The sequence below is a fragment of the Nitrosomonas sp. Is35 genome, from assembly GCF_033063295.1.
Lineage (GTDB): Bacteria > Pseudomonadota > Gammaproteobacteria > Burkholderiales > Nitrosomonadaceae > Nitrosomonas.
The window spans coordinates 1,672,922-1,688,378 of sequence record NZ_JAWJZH010000001.1 but is presented as its reverse complement, the minus strand read 5'-3'; the positions used below and the strand labels follow the sequence as shown (position 1 = coordinate 1,688,378).

General features: G+C 49.5%; 16 protein-coding genes. 8 read left to right on the top strand and 8 right to left on the bottom strand.

Annotated elements, in window-relative coordinates:
- The first annotated feature begins 145 nt into the window (after positions 1–145).
- The 8 genes from R2083_RS07805 to R2083_RS07770 all read left to right on the top strand — a co-directional run bounded on the left by R2083_RS07805 (position 146) and on the right by R2083_RS07770 (position 7,783).
- Positions 146–388, top strand: coding sequence for a hypothetical protein (locus tag R2083_RS07805; protein WP_317538075.1), 243 nt, complete (start codon positions 146–148; stop codon positions 386–388).
- Positions 389–777: 389 nt separating this feature from the next.
- Positions 778–1,584 carry a methane monooxygenase/ammonia monooxygenase subunit C gene (locus R2083_RS07800; protein ID WP_090322878.1) on the top strand — a complete coding sequence of 269 codons (807 nt, stop codon included), beginning with the start codon at positions 778–780 and terminating at the stop codon, positions 1,582–1,584.
- A gap of 168 nt (positions 1,585–1,752) precedes the next feature.
- The gene (locus R2083_RS07795) at positions 1,753–2,577 is read left to right on the top strand and encodes a methane monooxygenase/ammonia monooxygenase subunit A (RefSeq protein ID WP_090322876.1); all 825 of its coding nucleotides are present in this window, start codon (positions 1,753–1,755) and stop codon (positions 2,575–2,577) included.
- On the top strand, positions 2,577–3,839 hold the full coding sequence (locus R2083_RS07790) for a methane monooxygenase/ammonia monooxygenase subunit B (RefSeq protein ID WP_317529822.1): 1,263 nt from the start codon (positions 2,577–2,579) through the stop codon (positions 3,837–3,839). The genes R2083_RS07795 and R2083_RS07790 overlap by 1 nt, the downstream gene beginning before the upstream one ends.
- 208 nt (positions 3,840–4,047) lie before the next feature.
- Complete coding sequence (locus R2083_RS07785) at positions 4,048–4,584, top strand: hypothetical protein (protein WP_317537297.1); 537 nt, start codon at positions 4,048–4,050, stop codon at positions 4,582–4,584.
- A gap of 64 nt (positions 4,585–4,648) precedes the next feature.
- Entirely contained in the window at positions 4,649–5,221 is a 573-nt protein-coding gene (locus R2083_RS07780) for a hypothetical protein (protein WP_317538074.1), read from the top strand.
- Positions 5,222–5,338: 117 nt separating this feature from the next.
- The gene (locus R2083_RS07775; protein WP_317538073.1) at positions 5,339–5,740 is read left to right on the top strand and encodes a copper resistance protein CopC; all 402 of its coding nucleotides are present in this window, start codon (positions 5,339–5,341) and stop codon (positions 5,738–5,740) included.
- A gap of 63 nt (positions 5,741–5,803) precedes the next feature.
- Positions 5,804–7,783 carry a CopD family protein gene (locus R2083_RS07770; RefSeq protein WP_317538072.1) on the top strand — a complete coding sequence of 660 codons (1,980 nt, stop codon included), beginning with the start codon at positions 5,804–5,806 and terminating at the stop codon, positions 7,781–7,783.
- 91 nt (positions 7,784–7,874) lie between these two features.
- Here R2083_RS07770 and cobC read toward each other — a convergent pair whose 3' ends face one another.
- From cobC to btuB, 8 genes are all read right to left on the bottom strand, one after another.
- Positions 7,875–8,471: an alpha-ribazole phosphatase gene (gene cobC, locus R2083_RS07765; RefSeq protein WP_317538071.1), complete on the bottom strand. Its 597-nt coding sequence runs from the start codon at positions 8,469–8,471 to the stop codon at positions 7,875–7,877.
- A 4-nt stretch (positions 8,472–8,475) separates the two neighbouring features.
- The gene (gene cobT / locus R2083_RS07760; RefSeq protein WP_317530632.1) at positions 8,476–9,549 is read right to left on the bottom strand and encodes a nicotinate-nucleotide--dimethylbenzimidazole phosphoribosyltransferase; all 1,074 of its coding nucleotides are present in this window, start codon (positions 9,547–9,549) and stop codon (positions 8,476–8,478) included.
- On the bottom strand, positions 9,546–10,076 hold the full coding sequence (gene cobU, locus R2083_RS07755) for a bifunctional adenosylcobinamide kinase/adenosylcobinamide-phosphate guanylyltransferase (RefSeq protein ID WP_317530633.1): 531 nt from the start codon (positions 10,074–10,076) through the stop codon (positions 9,546–9,548). Before cobU ends, cobT begins: the two co-directional genes overlap by 4 nt.
- A complete protein-coding gene (locus R2083_RS07750) occupies positions 10,073–11,554 on the bottom strand; it encodes a cobyric acid synthase (RefSeq protein ID WP_317538070.1) in 1,482 nt (493 codons plus the stop codon). The genes cobU and R2083_RS07750 overlap by 4 nt, the downstream gene beginning before the upstream one ends.
- A 94-nt stretch (positions 11,555–11,648) precedes the next feature.
- Positions 11,649–12,314 (bottom strand): 5,6-dimethylbenzimidazole synthase, encoded by a 666-nt coding sequence (gene bluB / locus R2083_RS07745; protein ID WP_317530635.1) that lies wholly within the window; start codon positions 12,312–12,314, stop codon positions 11,649–11,651.
- 4 nt (positions 12,315–12,318) lie between these two features.
- Positions 12,319–12,924: a cob(I)yrinic acid a,c-diamide adenosyltransferase gene (gene cobO / locus R2083_RS07740; RefSeq protein WP_317530636.1), complete on the bottom strand. Its 606-nt coding sequence runs from the start codon at positions 12,922–12,924 to the stop codon at positions 12,319–12,321.
- A 4-nt stretch (positions 12,925–12,928) separates the two neighbouring features.
- Entirely contained in the window at positions 12,929–13,510 is a 582-nt protein-coding gene (locus tag R2083_RS07735; RefSeq protein WP_317530637.1) for a hypothetical protein, read from the bottom strand.
- A 13-nt stretch (positions 13,511–13,523) separates the two neighbouring features.
- A complete protein-coding gene (gene btuB / locus R2083_RS07730) occupies positions 13,524–15,371 on the bottom strand; it encodes a TonB-dependent vitamin B12 receptor (RefSeq protein ID WP_317538069.1) in 1,848 nt (615 codons plus the stop codon).
- Between the last annotated feature and the right edge of the window lie 86 nt (positions 15,372–15,457).

Here is a 15,457-nt window from a genome sequence, read left to right as displayed (position 1 = left end):
TGCAGATATCTTTTCTGGTTTGTGTATAACTTACCGATTGAAATATAGAGTAAATTTCGCAGTTGAGGTAATTTAAACAAATATACAGTAATTCATTTATTTACAATAGATTATATTTATAACATAGCTTTTACTATTTGAAAATATGAAAACAATCATTGATGAAAAAAACGAAAATATTGCTGACAATGGAAAGCCTGTCGTTTCAAGTAGGCAAAATATAGCGATTATTATCGGTACTATACTTTTTCCTGTCATTGGGGTTGCCATGGGTTATACCTTTTATAAGAAGGACAATCCGGCTGCAAAGAAAGCAGGAAGAAATTGGCTAATACTCGGAATTTTAATGTTCATAGTTAATATTTCAGTTGTAAGTACAATGAAATGAAAAAAGAAAAATTTTTTTGATATCTTTATGAGAATGTGCGTAATACATTAAAGGATCGTTTTTGTGATAAACGGAAGGTCAAGTTCTGCAACTGATAATTAATTTTTCTAAAATCTTCAGTGTGTGGGGTACTGATAATTAATCCTTGTAGATAAAGGGGAAATGAGAGGGGTAGGGGATTAAATCCCTTGGGGGAGGGAGGAGATTTTATGACAAATGACTTGACTTTGAGGGGTAAGGTCGACTAGCCTGAGAGGTGTGGTTAAATTAAGGGTAGAAAATAGGTTAATTTAACTGCCGAGATAAAAGCAGTACTAATTAATTAGTATTAGAAGTAGAAGAGTAAAAGAACGAGAAGTAGTTTTGATTAACAGTTAGGAGGTAGAAACATGGCAACAACTTACGGCACGTCAAGTGCATCAAGCGCAAGCTATGACATGTCACTGTGGTACGACTCGAAGTACTACAAACTGGGCATGTTAACAATGCTGTTGGTAGCGATATTCTGGATCTGGTACCAAAGAACGTTTGCATACTCACACGGTATGGACTCGATGGAACCGGAATTTGACAAAGTATGGATGGGCCTGTGGCGCGTACACATGACCCTGATGCCTTTGTTTGCGTTAGTAACCTGGGGTTGGATCCTGAAAACCCGTGACACCAAAGAACAACTGGACAACTTAGACACCAAGCTGGAAATCAAACGTTATTTCTACTGGATGATGTGGCTGGGCGTGTATCTGTTTGGTGTTTACTGGGGCGGCAGCTTCTTCACCGAACAAGACGCATCCTGGCACCAAGTGATTATTCGTGACACCAGCTTCACCCCAAGTCACGTAGTCGTGTTCTACGGTTCATTCCCAATGTACATCGTGTGTGGCGTAGCATCATACCTGTACGCGATGACCCGTCTGCCACTGTACAGCCGCGGCACATCATTCCCATTGGTTATGGCAATTGCTGGCCCATTGATGATTCTGCCAAACGTAGGTTTGAACGAATGGGGTCACGCATTCTGGTTCATGGAAGAACTGTTCAGCGCGCCACTGCACTGGGGCTTTGTGATTCTGGGCTGGGCAGGTTTATTCTCGGGCGGTATTGCAGCACAAATCATCACCCGTTACTCGAACCTGACTGATGTAACCTGGAACGGCTCAAGCAGAGACATTCTGAACAACCGTATCGTTCCTTAATTCTGAATGCAGCACATCCTTCCCGCCTGTGATACGGGCGGAAGGATAAGAAGACTTAAGTTACTATGCAGTAATGAAAACGAGCAATAAGCAGACGACAAAAAGAAGCAAGGGAATCGTCAAGTTTTCATAATTTAATATCACACGAAATGAAGAAGGGAGGGTCTAGTGAGTAGAACAGACGAAATTTTAGCAGCGGCCAAGATGGTGCCGGAAGCGGTCAAGATGTCCAGATACATAGATGCGGTATATTTTCCGATTCTGTGTATATTGCTGGTAGGAACCTATCACATGCACTTCATGCTGTTAGCAGGAGACTGGGATTTCTGGTTGGATTGGAAAGACCGTCAATGGTGGCCTGTAGTAACACCGATTGTAGGTATCATGTACTGTGCAGCACTGATGTATTACCTGTGGGTAAACTATCGCCTGCCATTTGGCGCGACACTCTGTATCGTATGCCTGTTAGTAGGTGAATGGCTGACCCGTTACTGGGGCTTCTACTGGTGGTCACACTATCCGATCAACTTTGTACTGCCATCGACCATGATTCCAGGTGCATTGATGATGGATACAATCATGTTGCTGACCGGTAACTGGCTGATCACAGCACTGTTAGGCGGCGGCTTCTTTGGATTATTCTTCTACCCAGGCAACTGGCCGATATTTGGCCCAACCCACTTACCAGTGGTTGTAGAAGGCGTACTGTTATCAGTAGCTGACTACACAGGTTTCCTGTACGTACGTACCGGTACACCTGAATATGTTCGCCTGATTGAGCAAGGCTCACTGCGCACCTTTGGTGGACACACCACAGTGATTGCAGCGTTCTTCGCAGCGTTCGTATCTATGCTGATGTTCTGCGTATGGTGGTACTTTGGCAAACTGTACTGCACCGCTTTCTACTATGTTAAAGGAGAAAGAGGACGCATCTCAATGAAGAACGACGTAACCGCGTTTGGTGAAAAAGGCTTTGCACAGGGGATTAGATAATGAATATAAGAAGCATATTTAAACTGGGCGTATTAGGCCTGTATGGAGCAGCGATTGGAGCGGCATCGCTGGCGATGACGCTGACGTTAGATGTTAAGACAGCAGCGGCACACGGTGAACGCTCACAAGAACCGTTCCTGCGTATGCGTAGTATTCAATGGTACGACTTGAAATGGCAACCGAAAGTCACCAAAGTCAACGACATTGCGACGATGACTGGTAACTTTCACTTAGCTGAAGACTGGCCACGTGCGGTAGGTAAACCAACCCGCGCCTTCTTTAACGTAGGTAGCCCAAGCCCGGTGTTTGTACGTTTAAGCACCAAACTGAACGGCGAACCAACGTTTATTTCAGGTCCTCTGGAAATTGGCCGTGACTATGCATTTGAAGTCAGACTGAAAGCCCGTATTCCAGGACGTCACCACATGCACGCGATGGTAAACATCAAAGATGCAGGTCCTATTGCAGGTCCAGCCTCATGGATGAACATCTCCGGCAGCTGGGATGACTTTACCAACCCAGTAACCACACTGACTGGTAAAACCATCGACCTGGAAACATTCAACTTCAGCAACGGTATATTCTGGCACATCGTATGGTTAGGCTTAGGCTGCTTCTGGATTGGCTACTTTGTAGCGAAACCGATGTTCCTGCCACGTAGCCGCGTATTGCTGGCGTATGGTGACGAACTGTTAACCTCCCCAACGGACAGAAAAGTAGGTCTGGCAGTTGCAATACTGACCTGCGCGATTGTTTGGGGCGGCTATCGTTACACCGAAAGCGTACACCCATACACAGTACCGATCCAAGCTGGCGAATCGAAAGTAGCACCGTTACCGATTGCACCGAACCCAGTTGCAATCAAAGTAACACATGCTAACTACGACGTACCTGGCCGTGCACTGCGTGTAACGATGGAAATCACCAACAACGGTGACACAGCGGTTAACATTGGTGAATTCACGACAGCGGGCGTACGCTTTGTGAACGAACTGGGCCGCAAACACCTGGATCCTGACTATCCAAGAGAACTGGTAGCAACCGGCTTATCGATGGATGATGACAGAGGCGTTCAACCTGGAGAAACCCGTGAAGTTAAGATGGAAGCCAAAGATGCGTTGTGGGAAGTACAACGTTTGATGGCACTGTTGGGTGACCCTGAAAGCCGTTTTGGCGGATTGTTGATGACCTGGGATGAAGCAGGCAATCGTTATATCAACAGTATTGCTGGCGCGGTAATTCCAGTCTTTACCAAACTGTAAGAGAAGTTAAGTATCAACACCGGTACACCACTGTCGAAAGACAGCCGGTGTACCGGTTTTTTTTATCGGTAGAGAAAAGAGTAAAAATTTAGGGTATTAAAAGAATGCGGACAAAAGAATTGGCAAAATTAGAGGCGCTCATCCAAGAGGAGGATTTGTCGTGGTCAGGCAAATAGCACAAACGGGGACAGCAGTCTTTACACTTGTTATGGCACTGTATGCCGGCACAGCTGGTGCACATGGCAAAGTAGCGATGGAAGAAGACAACTGCATGCGCCGGATCGGCGAGAACATGATTCACCTCAGTACCTATCAGCCACAAGTAAACGAAGAAGGACATTACTGCACGGAAATACCCAAAGCGGGCAATGCCATACTCGTGATAGATTTAGTAGACCCTGCACTGCGTGAGATGCCGATAGGCGTAAAGGTTATGAAAGGCAGCAAAGCTGGCGAAGGGGACACGGTCACCAACCTGCACGCGGCGATGTATCAGGACGGCGTGATCAGCACGCAAAGCCCCCTCGAACAAGGGAAATATCTGGTATTGATTACTGCCGAAGGCGTACCGCCACTAAACTATGAATATCATTTACGGGTGGAAATGATCAACTATGCCGAAGTATTCAGAGCCACCATAGGACCGGCAGTCGGCCTATTGCTGACCACAATACTTGGGTATAAACTCATCCGGTCAAGACGTTTCAGAGACTGGCTGGCAACGCGCCGGGCCAACAAGAACTGAACAATCTGATAGCAAACAGAGCATATTAGAGACTAACCATTTATAGACACAGGAAATCCAAACGATGTCAGCAAGACTCATAGAAATGAAACAAGCATTATTCGCGGTTATACTTGCAACAGGTATGATATTTACCTCACAAGCACAAGCGCACGGTGGTTTGGCACTGGCTGAAGACATGTGCGTATTGACGGTAGGACCGTACCGGATGCACTTTACTGGCTACCAACCCTTATCGCAGGAAGAAGAATTCTGTGAAGACATACCGGAAACAGGCAAGACCGTGATCGCACTGGACTATATCCAGGAAGAGTTACGGCCGCTGAAGACAGAAGTGCGGATTATTCGTGACACGGGATCGGAAGCGAATCTGGACGAGATCACAGTATTCCACTTACCACCGAAGGTATACCCATCGGCATCGATTACGGTAGATCACACCTTTCCGGAGAAAGGCAAGTTTGTAGGGCTGGTGACGGTGACGGGTGGAGCGCAGGACTATGTATCACGCTTTCCGTTCTCGGTAGGTGAAGGCCGTCCGACCCCGAAAGCGGCGATTATTGCACCGGTTGTGCTGGTCCTCGCTGTTGCCGCTTTCTTCTTCTTGCGCAAGCGTAAACCTGCTAATCAAAACTAAGCGTAGTTGTATCGAATGCTGATGCGAGATCAAGGGTGAGTTGCGTATGGAACTCACCCTTGCTGGAAGAATCAAACAGCGAAAAATATATTTAATCTGAAAAATTGAGAGGAAGCTGTGCAAGAAAATCCATCAATACAGTTTGTTATTAAAAAGATAGCAGTCCTTGCGTCTCTGGTGTTAATGTTTTCTTTTGCATTTCAAGCAAAATCAGTGATGGCGCATGCAGCGCTAATTAAATCCGATCCACCCAGAAGAGCTACACTTTCCATACCACCCAAACAAGTGCGGCTTTGGTTTAATGAAAAAATAGAAGGGTCTTATGCAGCCGTTACTGTACTCGACTCCAATAAGAATTCAATGACAGAAAATAACCCTGAAAGTGTTGCAGATGATCCAAAATCTGTTGTCTTGAGTTTGCCGCAGCTAGGATCGGGGCGCTACACTGTAAAATATCGTGTGATGTCGGTTGATGGTCATGTCATTGAATCAAGTTTTGATTTCAATGTAAAAGAATAAAATTGTAGCAAAATGATAGAAGTTATCGCAGCAATTGTACGTTGGTTTCAACTTGCAGCAAACATGATTTTATTGGGTAGCTGTATCTTTTTAGCTATCGCAAATACTGGGAAACGAGCTTACCTGGAAGCATGGATTGAGCGATTGGAACGTTTGTTCCCATGGCTGGCTATCAGTATACCCATCGGTCTTGTGGTAATGCTGATGACATCCTTAGTTCAAATTACCGGGGATGTTAGTAATCTGTGGCAGCGGGATGTCTGGTTAGGATTCATCAGTGATACGCGCGTTGGTCAAATATGGAGCTGGCGGACGTTATCTGCGGTATTTCTACTACTCATCATTGTTTTTCTTCGTAAATCTCCCAAAGCACGCTGGCAGTATATTTTAGTTGCTTTTGCTGCCACTCTTCCTTTGATCGCAGGCTCGCTAGCAAGCCATGTCGCGGCTGAAGAATTATCTGTATTGGCGGTTTTCCCTTATGCATTGCACATTATTCTAGCTGGTGTTTGGTTTGGAGCATTGCCGGCTTTTTTGCTATTGATTTATGAGAATAACAAAAATGCCAAGGCTAAGCGTGGCGACGCGCTGGAATATAAAACGTTGATGCGGTTCTCATCAATCGCATTACCAGTGATGCTATTGATTATTTTGACCGGAATCACTGTAGCCGATCGCATCTTCGACGGCTATTATGCCGCACTGGTTGCGACACCCTACGGTTGGCTGCTGAGCATCAAGATATTGATCCTGAGTATCATTCTCTTAATCGCAGCGCGAGTCCGTGCGCATTGGCTACCGTTATTAGCAAATGATTCGCAACCAGAAAATGCGAGCCCTGGTAGAACAGGAATAAGAAAATGGGTGCGCATTGAATTCGTCCTGGCGTTGTTATTGCTATTCCTGGCAACCGTACTTGCCAATACAACGCCGGTAAAACATGCGCTGATTGAAAACTGGCCCTTCCCATTCCGGTTTTCAATCCTGGCAACCTGGGATAAGCCGAATGTGGCCGTTCAAGTATGGATTGGAATTTTCATTCTGATACTTGCGGCAGGAGTAATTCAGCTCGGCCAGCTGCGTAATTGGGGATTCAAACGTTTGGTCGGTGTTCCCGCGCTATTGCTGGCATCCGGTCTTGCCATTGCTTTGCCGCCGTTGACAATCCAAGCATATCCAGAAACTTATCGCAGACCGCTGGTACCTTTTGATGCAATGTCTATAGCGAATGGTGCCGCTTTGTTTAATCAGCACTGCGTTGAATGTCATGGTCATCAAGGAATGGGCAATGGCATCAAGTCACGAACGCTGTCGACAAAACTTCCCGATCTGTTAACCGAACCGCATACCTCAGAGCATACACCGGGAGATTTCTACAATTGGATTAGTTATGGAATGGTTAATACCGATATGCCGGGTTATGCGGAAAAAATATCCGAAGAGGATCGCTGGGATCTGGTGAACTATGTGCATGCATTATCGAGAGGTTATCAGGCGCGGATTTTAACACCGGAAATCATACCCAATAAAGCCTATATAAAACCGCCGCTCTTTTCTTACACGGAAAATAATAACGACAGCGGCACATTGCAGGATTTTCGCGGTAATAAAGCCGTTTTACTGGTCATTTTCTCATGGCCGCAATCCCAGGATCGTATCGAGCAATTAAAGCAAGCGTATGACCGCTTCAGTGAACAAAATATCGCTGTATTGGCAGTGCCGTCAAATGAGCTTGCCGCTGCTGAGTTAACTCAAATCGCGACTGAATTGCCATTCCCGATTGTTACGCAAGGTGCGGCCGAGATAGCTGCCAGCTATGCACTGTCGCGCCGGACGCTGACGCATCCCGATATTATCGGGCGGGGGAAAAATCATCCTGATCATATGGAATTTCTGATCGACCGGAACGGTTATATGCGCGCGCGTTGGATGCCATCAATCGATCAAGCCGGTTGGTCCGATATCGATAAGTTCTATCAGCAAATCAGTTTGCTGAATCGCGAAAATATGAAAATACCGTATCCGGAAGATTTTGTCCGCTAACCGATTGCTATTCACCGATCAGTAGAAATTGAATCATCAGCATAAGTGCTTCGGTAATTTCTGTCATTACACGGATGCAGAGATGCTCTGATCATACGGAAGAATCAGGGGCGAGCGTGACACGATAAGCTTTAGCATGATCTATCCGCACCTGCCGGATGCTGGCATGACGCACATCTATATCAAGCACTCGTTCGAGCGGGTGCTGCAGAATATGGCAGACGATCATCCGGATGGCACCGCCATGCGTGATCAATAAAACCTTCTTCCCGCAAAATCGCTGTTGAATATCTTCCCAAGCTGTTAAAACACGTGCCTTGAAATCCAGCAAATGTTCCCCATTAGGCGGCGGGTAATCGAGGGGATTTTGCCAGAAGCGGGATAAAGCATCGGCATCGGTGTGCATCAACTCAGCACTTGATCGATCTTCCCAATCGCCAAAATGTATTTCCCGGATACGATCATCCTGAGTGACGGGAATCGAATAACGTTGTCCCAAAGCATGCGCAAAGTCCGCGCAACGTGCTAAAGGCGAAGTAACGATGTGCTGCCACTGAGTCGATTGACTGTTCACAGCATGCCACATTTGCGTCCAGCCGAGCTGAGTCAGCGGATAATCCGTGCTGCCGCAATAACGCTGGCTGTTTTCAGTTACGCCGTGCCGCAGCAAATCAATCGAAGTCGTCAAAGTACTATGGAAGCTCGTTTTGTTGCGAAACTTGCGCCTCGGAGAATGTCGCCATTTCATTATGCAATCTGCATGCCATGCGCAACAGATTCAGCGTCACGGCTGCGCCACTGCCTTCTCCAAGGCGCATCTGCAAATCGATGAGCGGATCGGCATTGAGTGCTTCAAGCACGAGCGCGTGTCCCAGCTCGGAAGATTGATGGGAAAAAATAAACCAGTCTTTACAGCCCGGAACAATATGTTCAGCGGCCAATGACGCGACCGTACTGATAAATCCGTCAATCAGCAGCGGCAAGCCCAGTTGCGCGCCATGGATATAAGCCCCCGTCAATGCGGCAATCTCAAATCCGCCAACGCGGCGCAATGCGTCCAATGGCGAATCTACTTGCGGCCGATGCAACGATAATGCGCGCGCGATGACTGTTATTTTATGCGCGATGCCTTGCTCATCCAATCCGGTGCCGCGCCCGGCCAGTAGTGCCGGTTGTTCATTCAGTAGAAGGCACGCCAACGCGGTAGCGCTAGTGGTGTTGCCGATTCCCATTTCACCGCCGATAAAGAGCTGCTGGCCAGTTTGCTGTGCGCGTTCAATGGTTTCAAAACCCGCTTGGAATGCTTGGCTTAGTTGTTTCCATGTCATCGCGGGTTGATGAGCAAAATTGGCTGTACCCGGCCCCAAGTAACAATGCCGCACATGGGTCAGCGCTTGCGTATCGTGTACGGTTCCCAAGTTGATAATTTCCAGCGAAGCATTCAATGTGCGCGCCAAAACATTGATGGCTGCGCCGCCGCGCGTGAAGTTTTTGATCATCTCACCGGTGACCGATTGTGGAAACGCTGATACGCCCTCGGCGGCAACACCATGATCGGCGGCAAATATGGCGATGTGCACGCGATCGGCACCGGGTTGCAGGGTGTTTTGCAATGCCGCCAACCGGATCGCGAGTTCTTCCAAGCGGCCAAGAGAGCCGGGTGGCTTGGTGAGTTGTGCCTGGCGTTGTTCCGCCAATTGGCGCATTCCCTGATTGGCAACGGCCAGAGGAGCGCTCAGCCAATGAAGGGTAGCCGGTTGTGTCATAGCGGTTCTCCTTTGAGCACCAGAGGCAGACCGGCAACGGTTAAAATGACTTGATCGCAATGTTGTGCCACTGTTTGATGTAATTTACCGGCTTCGTCACAATAGCGGCGGCTCAATTCGCCCATCGGGATGATGCCCATGTTCGTTTCATTGCTGACCAAAATCAGTTTGCTGGTTACCAAGGAGAGGGCAGTGAGGAATGCCGCGCGTTCGGCATCGAATCGTTCGACTTCTGGGTGGATCAACCAATTCGTCAACCAGAGTGTCAAGCAATCAACCAATAGACAGCATTCATTGTTGGCATGCTGCGTCAATGCGGAAGCCAGTTGTAGCGGTTCTTCGATGACTTGCCAATGATTAGGGCGCCGTATCCGGTGCGCAGCGATTCTTGCGCGCATTTCATCGTCCTCGCCAGTTGCGGTGGCAATGTATGTGACCGGCAATTGACTCTCCAGCGCCAAACGCTCCGCCAGACGGCTTTTGCCGGAACGCACGCCGCCCAAAATCAAAGTCCGGCCGGATGTCATGATACCTGTGCAGGCAAGTTGAGCAACCGGTTCAACCGTGCGGTATCCAGGTATTGCTCGACACAATCCGCCAGCCTGTCGATGGCGGCATTACATGTCGTCTGGTAATTGGGTGTTTCCACCTGCGCATGCAATCCGGCCCAGGCCAGTAACTCGCGGCAAGCGGCAGCGGATGTGAAAATGCCGTGCAAATACGTTCCAGCTATCAAACCATCGCTGCTGATTGCGCCATCCTGACTTTGTGCTAAATGGATAAGCGGTTGATAGCACGTGTGATACGTGGTGATTCCCGCATGGATCTCGTAACCTGTCACAGTTGCATCGTTCAAAGATAAGTGTCCTTGGCAATTGCGCAGAATTTTGTTTGCTGCCAGTGTCGTTTCCATATCAAAAAAAGCGAATCCTGGCGCGCTACCGGCATTGCCTTCAAGACCGGTGGGATCGTGAATCAATTTACCGAGCATTTGGAAACCGCCGCAAATGCCCAGCAATTTCCCGCCGTAGCGCAAATGGCGGTAGATTGCTTGCTCCCAGCCTTGTTGGCATAACCAATCCAGATCAGCACAAACGCTTTTTGAGCCAGGCAGGATGATTAAATCCGCCGGTGGAATGGTTTCGCCGGGGCCGATAAATTGCACGTGTACTTGTGGATGCAAACGCAACGGATCGAAGTCGGTATGATTGCTGATGCGCGGTAGCGCCGGAATGATAATCCGGAAAAGTTTCTGCTCCGGCGATACGGTTGAAGTAGCGGAACAGGGCAAAGCGTCTTCGGCTTCCAGGTGTAAGCCCTGCAAATAAGGCAAAACGCCTAACACCGGTTTGCCGGTATATTGCTCCAGCCAATCCAATCCGGGATCGAGTAATTTTTTATCACCGCGGAAGCGGTTAATGACAAAACCTTGGATACGCGCTTGCTCGCTCTCACTCAATAATGCCAATGTGCCGGCGAAGTGCGCGAATACACCGCCGCGATCGATATCGGCAATGAGGATGACCGGACAATCGACCGCTTCGGCAAAGCCCATATTGGCAATATCGTGGGCACGCAGATTAATTTCCGCTGGTGAGCCCGCGCCCTCGGCAATAATCCGTTCGTATTGATTGCTGAGCCGCGTATGCGATTCCAGCACCGTTTTCAGTGCAATCGATTTATAGTCGTGAAAGCCATCCGCGTCCATGTTGGCGATGGCATGGCCGTGAATGATGATTTGCGCATTTTTGTCGGTATTGGGTTTCAGCAATACTGGATTCATATCGGTATGCGGCGCCAGTCCGGCGGCCCAGGCTTGCACTGCCTGAGCCCGGCCGATTTCTCCGCCATCGGCGGTGACGACACTGTTAAGCGCCATATTTTGCGGTTTGAACGGCGCTACCCGCACGCCCTGACGCGCCAGCCAGCGGCACAACGCCGTGACCAGCATGCTTTTTCCGGCATCCGACGTGGTGCCCTGAACCATCAGTGTTTGCGAGTTCATCGCGGGTATTCCGCAACGTTAGGGAAGTGACGCTGAATGAGAATCCAAGGGTGTTGCGGGTGTTGCCATGTAAAGAAAATAATCGGGCTAATAGTCATTCCGGTGGCACCGCCGAGTTGTTCCAGTGATTGTGAAAAAGCAATTCCTGCAGTGGACGTTCTTCCGCCCAACCTTGTAGCTTCAGCATCGGCGCGGGATAAAAAGCGTCGACATGGCCCAGACATAAAATAGCAACCGGCTTACTACCGGAAGGCATGTCGAGTAATTCAGCCAGCTGCATGGGATCGAACAATGACACCCAACCCATGCCTAATCCTTCGGCGCGTGCAGCCAGCCAAAAATTCTGGATGGCACAGGCGACAGACGCCAGATCCATTTCGGGTAAAGTACGGCGGCCAAAAATGTGTTGCTCGCGCCGGTCACTCAATGCGACGACCAGCAGTTCTCCGCATTCCAGAATACCGGCGACTTTCAAACGCATGAATTCGTCGCTGCGTTCCGCCAATGCAGCGGCGGTGCGGTGCCGTTCTTCTTCCACCATGGTTGCGATAGTACTGCGCAACTGGGGATCGGTGATACGGATAAACCGCCAAGGCTGCATCAAGCCGACACTCGGTGCCTGGTGGGCGGCGGCGAGCAGGCGTTTCAATATGAGAGGATCAACCGGATCGGGAAGAAAATGCCGCATGTCACGGCGTTCGGCGATCACGCGATAGATGGCGGCACGTTCGCTATCACTGAAGCAATGATTATTACGCATGGTGCTACAGATCGATTCCTTTCTGAGCCTGAATACCGGCGCGAAAGGCGTGCTTGACGTCGGTCATTTCAGTGACGGTATCCGCCGCTTCGCACAATGCCTCGGGTGCGCCGCGCCCGGTAATCACGACATGCTGCATGGCCGGGCGGTTTTTCAGGTCATTTAGAACAGTATCCAGATCCAACCAGCCGAATTTGATCGGATACGTTAATTCGTCGAGGATGATCAAATCAAATGCCGGGTCGCTCAACATGGTTTGCACCACCGCCCAGCCGCGGCGGGCTGTTTCCGTGTCGCGTTCCAGGTTTTGCGTATCCCAGGTGAAACCTTCGCCGAGAACATGCCAAGTGACATTCGGTTGTTTGCGAAAGAAGGCTTCTTCACCGGTATCCGAACGGCCTTTGATGAATTGTGCCACACCGACGCGCATGCCGTGCCCCAGTGCCCGTGCCATCATACCGAAGGCCGAGCTAGACTTGCCTTTGCCATTACCGGTGAGAATCAGCAATAAGCCTTGCTCGCGGTCGGCACGCGCAATCGCCGCGTCGATGACTTCTTTTTTGTGCTGCATGCGCGTGCGGTAGCGCTCTGCGCGTCCGGAATCGGTCATGCCATTATCCTGCCGAAGTGTTGCGTGGATTGAGTTGCTGCGCAATCAATGTAAACAGTACGTGAATCACGGCGGCGATACCGGCATAAAATACGAAGGTCTCGATATAAAGCGGGAAGTATTTAATCAGTTGTGTAACGAATTCAGCGAAACTGGTTTCGGCAATGCGACCGGAGAAAAAGTAGAACCCGCCACCGGAAAATAATTCACACAGCGTTAAACCAGCTACGATGCTGGCGGAAAGCGGCAGGACGGTGTTCCAAGCGAATTGGTGCCGCTTGGCGTACCAGCGTCCGGCGAGCCATAACGACGCATAAGCCGGTAGTAAGAAGAAATAGGCCGGTGTCATGCAAAAATCACTGACACCGCCCCAAGTGGTGGCGGCAACATCCAATCCCCAGCCCAAGGCAAAGAATCCCAGCAACGGCCATGCGGAACGCAGATAAATGCCGGCCAGAAAGAAGACCGCCCAGGAAGCGTCAGCGAGGTTATGCATCGTGGCAAAATGATGACTGCGGGTGAGCATCATTAAAACTGCCAGTAGCAAGCCAATAGCGATTTGATGGCGAGTGGATAAAGTCAGCATGTTTTACTCCTAGTTAGGGTTGATAACGTACCATGGCAAAGAAATTCCGCCCTGGCTGATTGTAGAATGCAGCGGTTTGGTAGTGCTCATTAAATAAATTTTCAATCCGCCCCTGCAAGCGCCAATGTTTACTCAGATTATATTCGGCACGCAGATCGAATTTTACGTAACTGTCCAATTTGCGGGTGTTGGATAGATCGTCATAGCGTTCGCCTTCGACCAGTAACATCGCGCCCAGCCGGTACTGGCCGAATTGCCGGTCGGCGTCCAGCCGGAATGATTCCGCGGCGCGCCGTGGCAGTATATTACCGCGATTTACCCCGGAAGATCGATTTTCGGGATCCATCAGGGTCAGGTTGGTATTGAATTGCCAGCCTTTGATTTGCGCACTGAGTATGCCTTCAAAACCGCGAATACGCGCCTGATCGACGTTAGCGGGAGCGAAGATGCTGGCATCGTAAGCGATCAAGTGATAGATGTGATTTTCATAGATATTCAGCGACCAACTGCCCCAATCTGTTTTGCCGCGCGTGCCGAACTCAAAACTGCGCGAATCTTCCGGACGCAGATGCGGATTGCTGAAGCCGGGAAAATACAATTCATTGAATGTCGGTGCTTTAAATGCGCTGCCGAAATTGGCCAGCAGGCGGACATTATCGGTGAGCGAGTAACCCCAGCCCGTACCGCCGGTCACGCGGCTGCCGAATTGCTGGTTATCGTCATGCCGCAGCGACAGCTGAAAATTATGTTTGGCGACGGTGGCCTGATGCTGCGCGAAAACACCCCAATTGGTGCGCGAATTCACGGTAAAAGCTTCGGTGCTATTGATATGATCTTTCTGATAATCCATGCCGATGGTCAATAAATGATTAGGGTTTATCGTGAAATCGTTCAATACCGAAATGGTGTCGCGTGTCGTGTTAAAGCGGCTTTGGAATAGGGTGTTGAGAAAATTATCCGAATCTTCACGGCTACTGCCACCAATCAAATTGATGCGCCAGAATTTGAGCGGAGAATAGCGTGCAGTGCCGCCAAAAACTTGTTGCATCACAATCCCTTTATTGACAAAACTACCGTCAAACTGGGTTTTACCGGAAGATTGCATAAAATTGCCATCGATTTCCAGGCCGTTGTCGAAACGGTATCCCGCACGTGCACTGCCTGCGACATTGCGATAACCATCTCTGTCGTATAACGTGGGATCGGATGAATCGACAAAGCAACCGGCATCGATGGAACCGGTACAGGCATTAAATCCGCGCGTACCGATACCGCTGGCGGTCATATTTAACCAGCCTTGCTTGCCGCCGTATGCGAATCCTGTGGCGCCTTCCAACGTGCCGTAACTGCCGCCGCCGAAATTGAAATTCGGTTTAAATCCGGTGCCGCTGCCTTTGCGTGTAATAATATGAATCACGCCGCCAATGGCTTCGGAGCCGTATAAACTGGAACGCGGGCCGCGCACGATTTCAATGCGCTCAATCTGATCGACCGGAATGTTCTCAAAAGCGGTTGTGCCCGATGTAGCGGAGCCGACTTTGATATTGTCGATCATGACCAGCACATGATCGGATTCGCTGCCGCGCATAAATACCGCGGTGCTTTTACCGGCGCCGCCATTGTTTGAGACGCTCATTCCCGGCACACCGCGAAATAAATCCTGAATCGAACGCGCTTGCTGACGCTCAATATCCTTGCGGGTAATCACCGTGACCGAGGCCAGTGAAGCATCGGCGGTTTGCGCCGTACGGGTTGCCGTGACAATCACCGGTTTCTCCTGATGATCCACATCCGTGGCAAACGCATTCATTGCCGCGCCAGGCCACAGCACGGCCATTGCCGCTAGACGGCATTTTTGCATGATTTGATCCCTTCGCGCACACCCGCGCGTCATCAATGGTTATGGAATGCGAAGGGAAATTGGAATGGACAGAAGAGCCGGTCGGT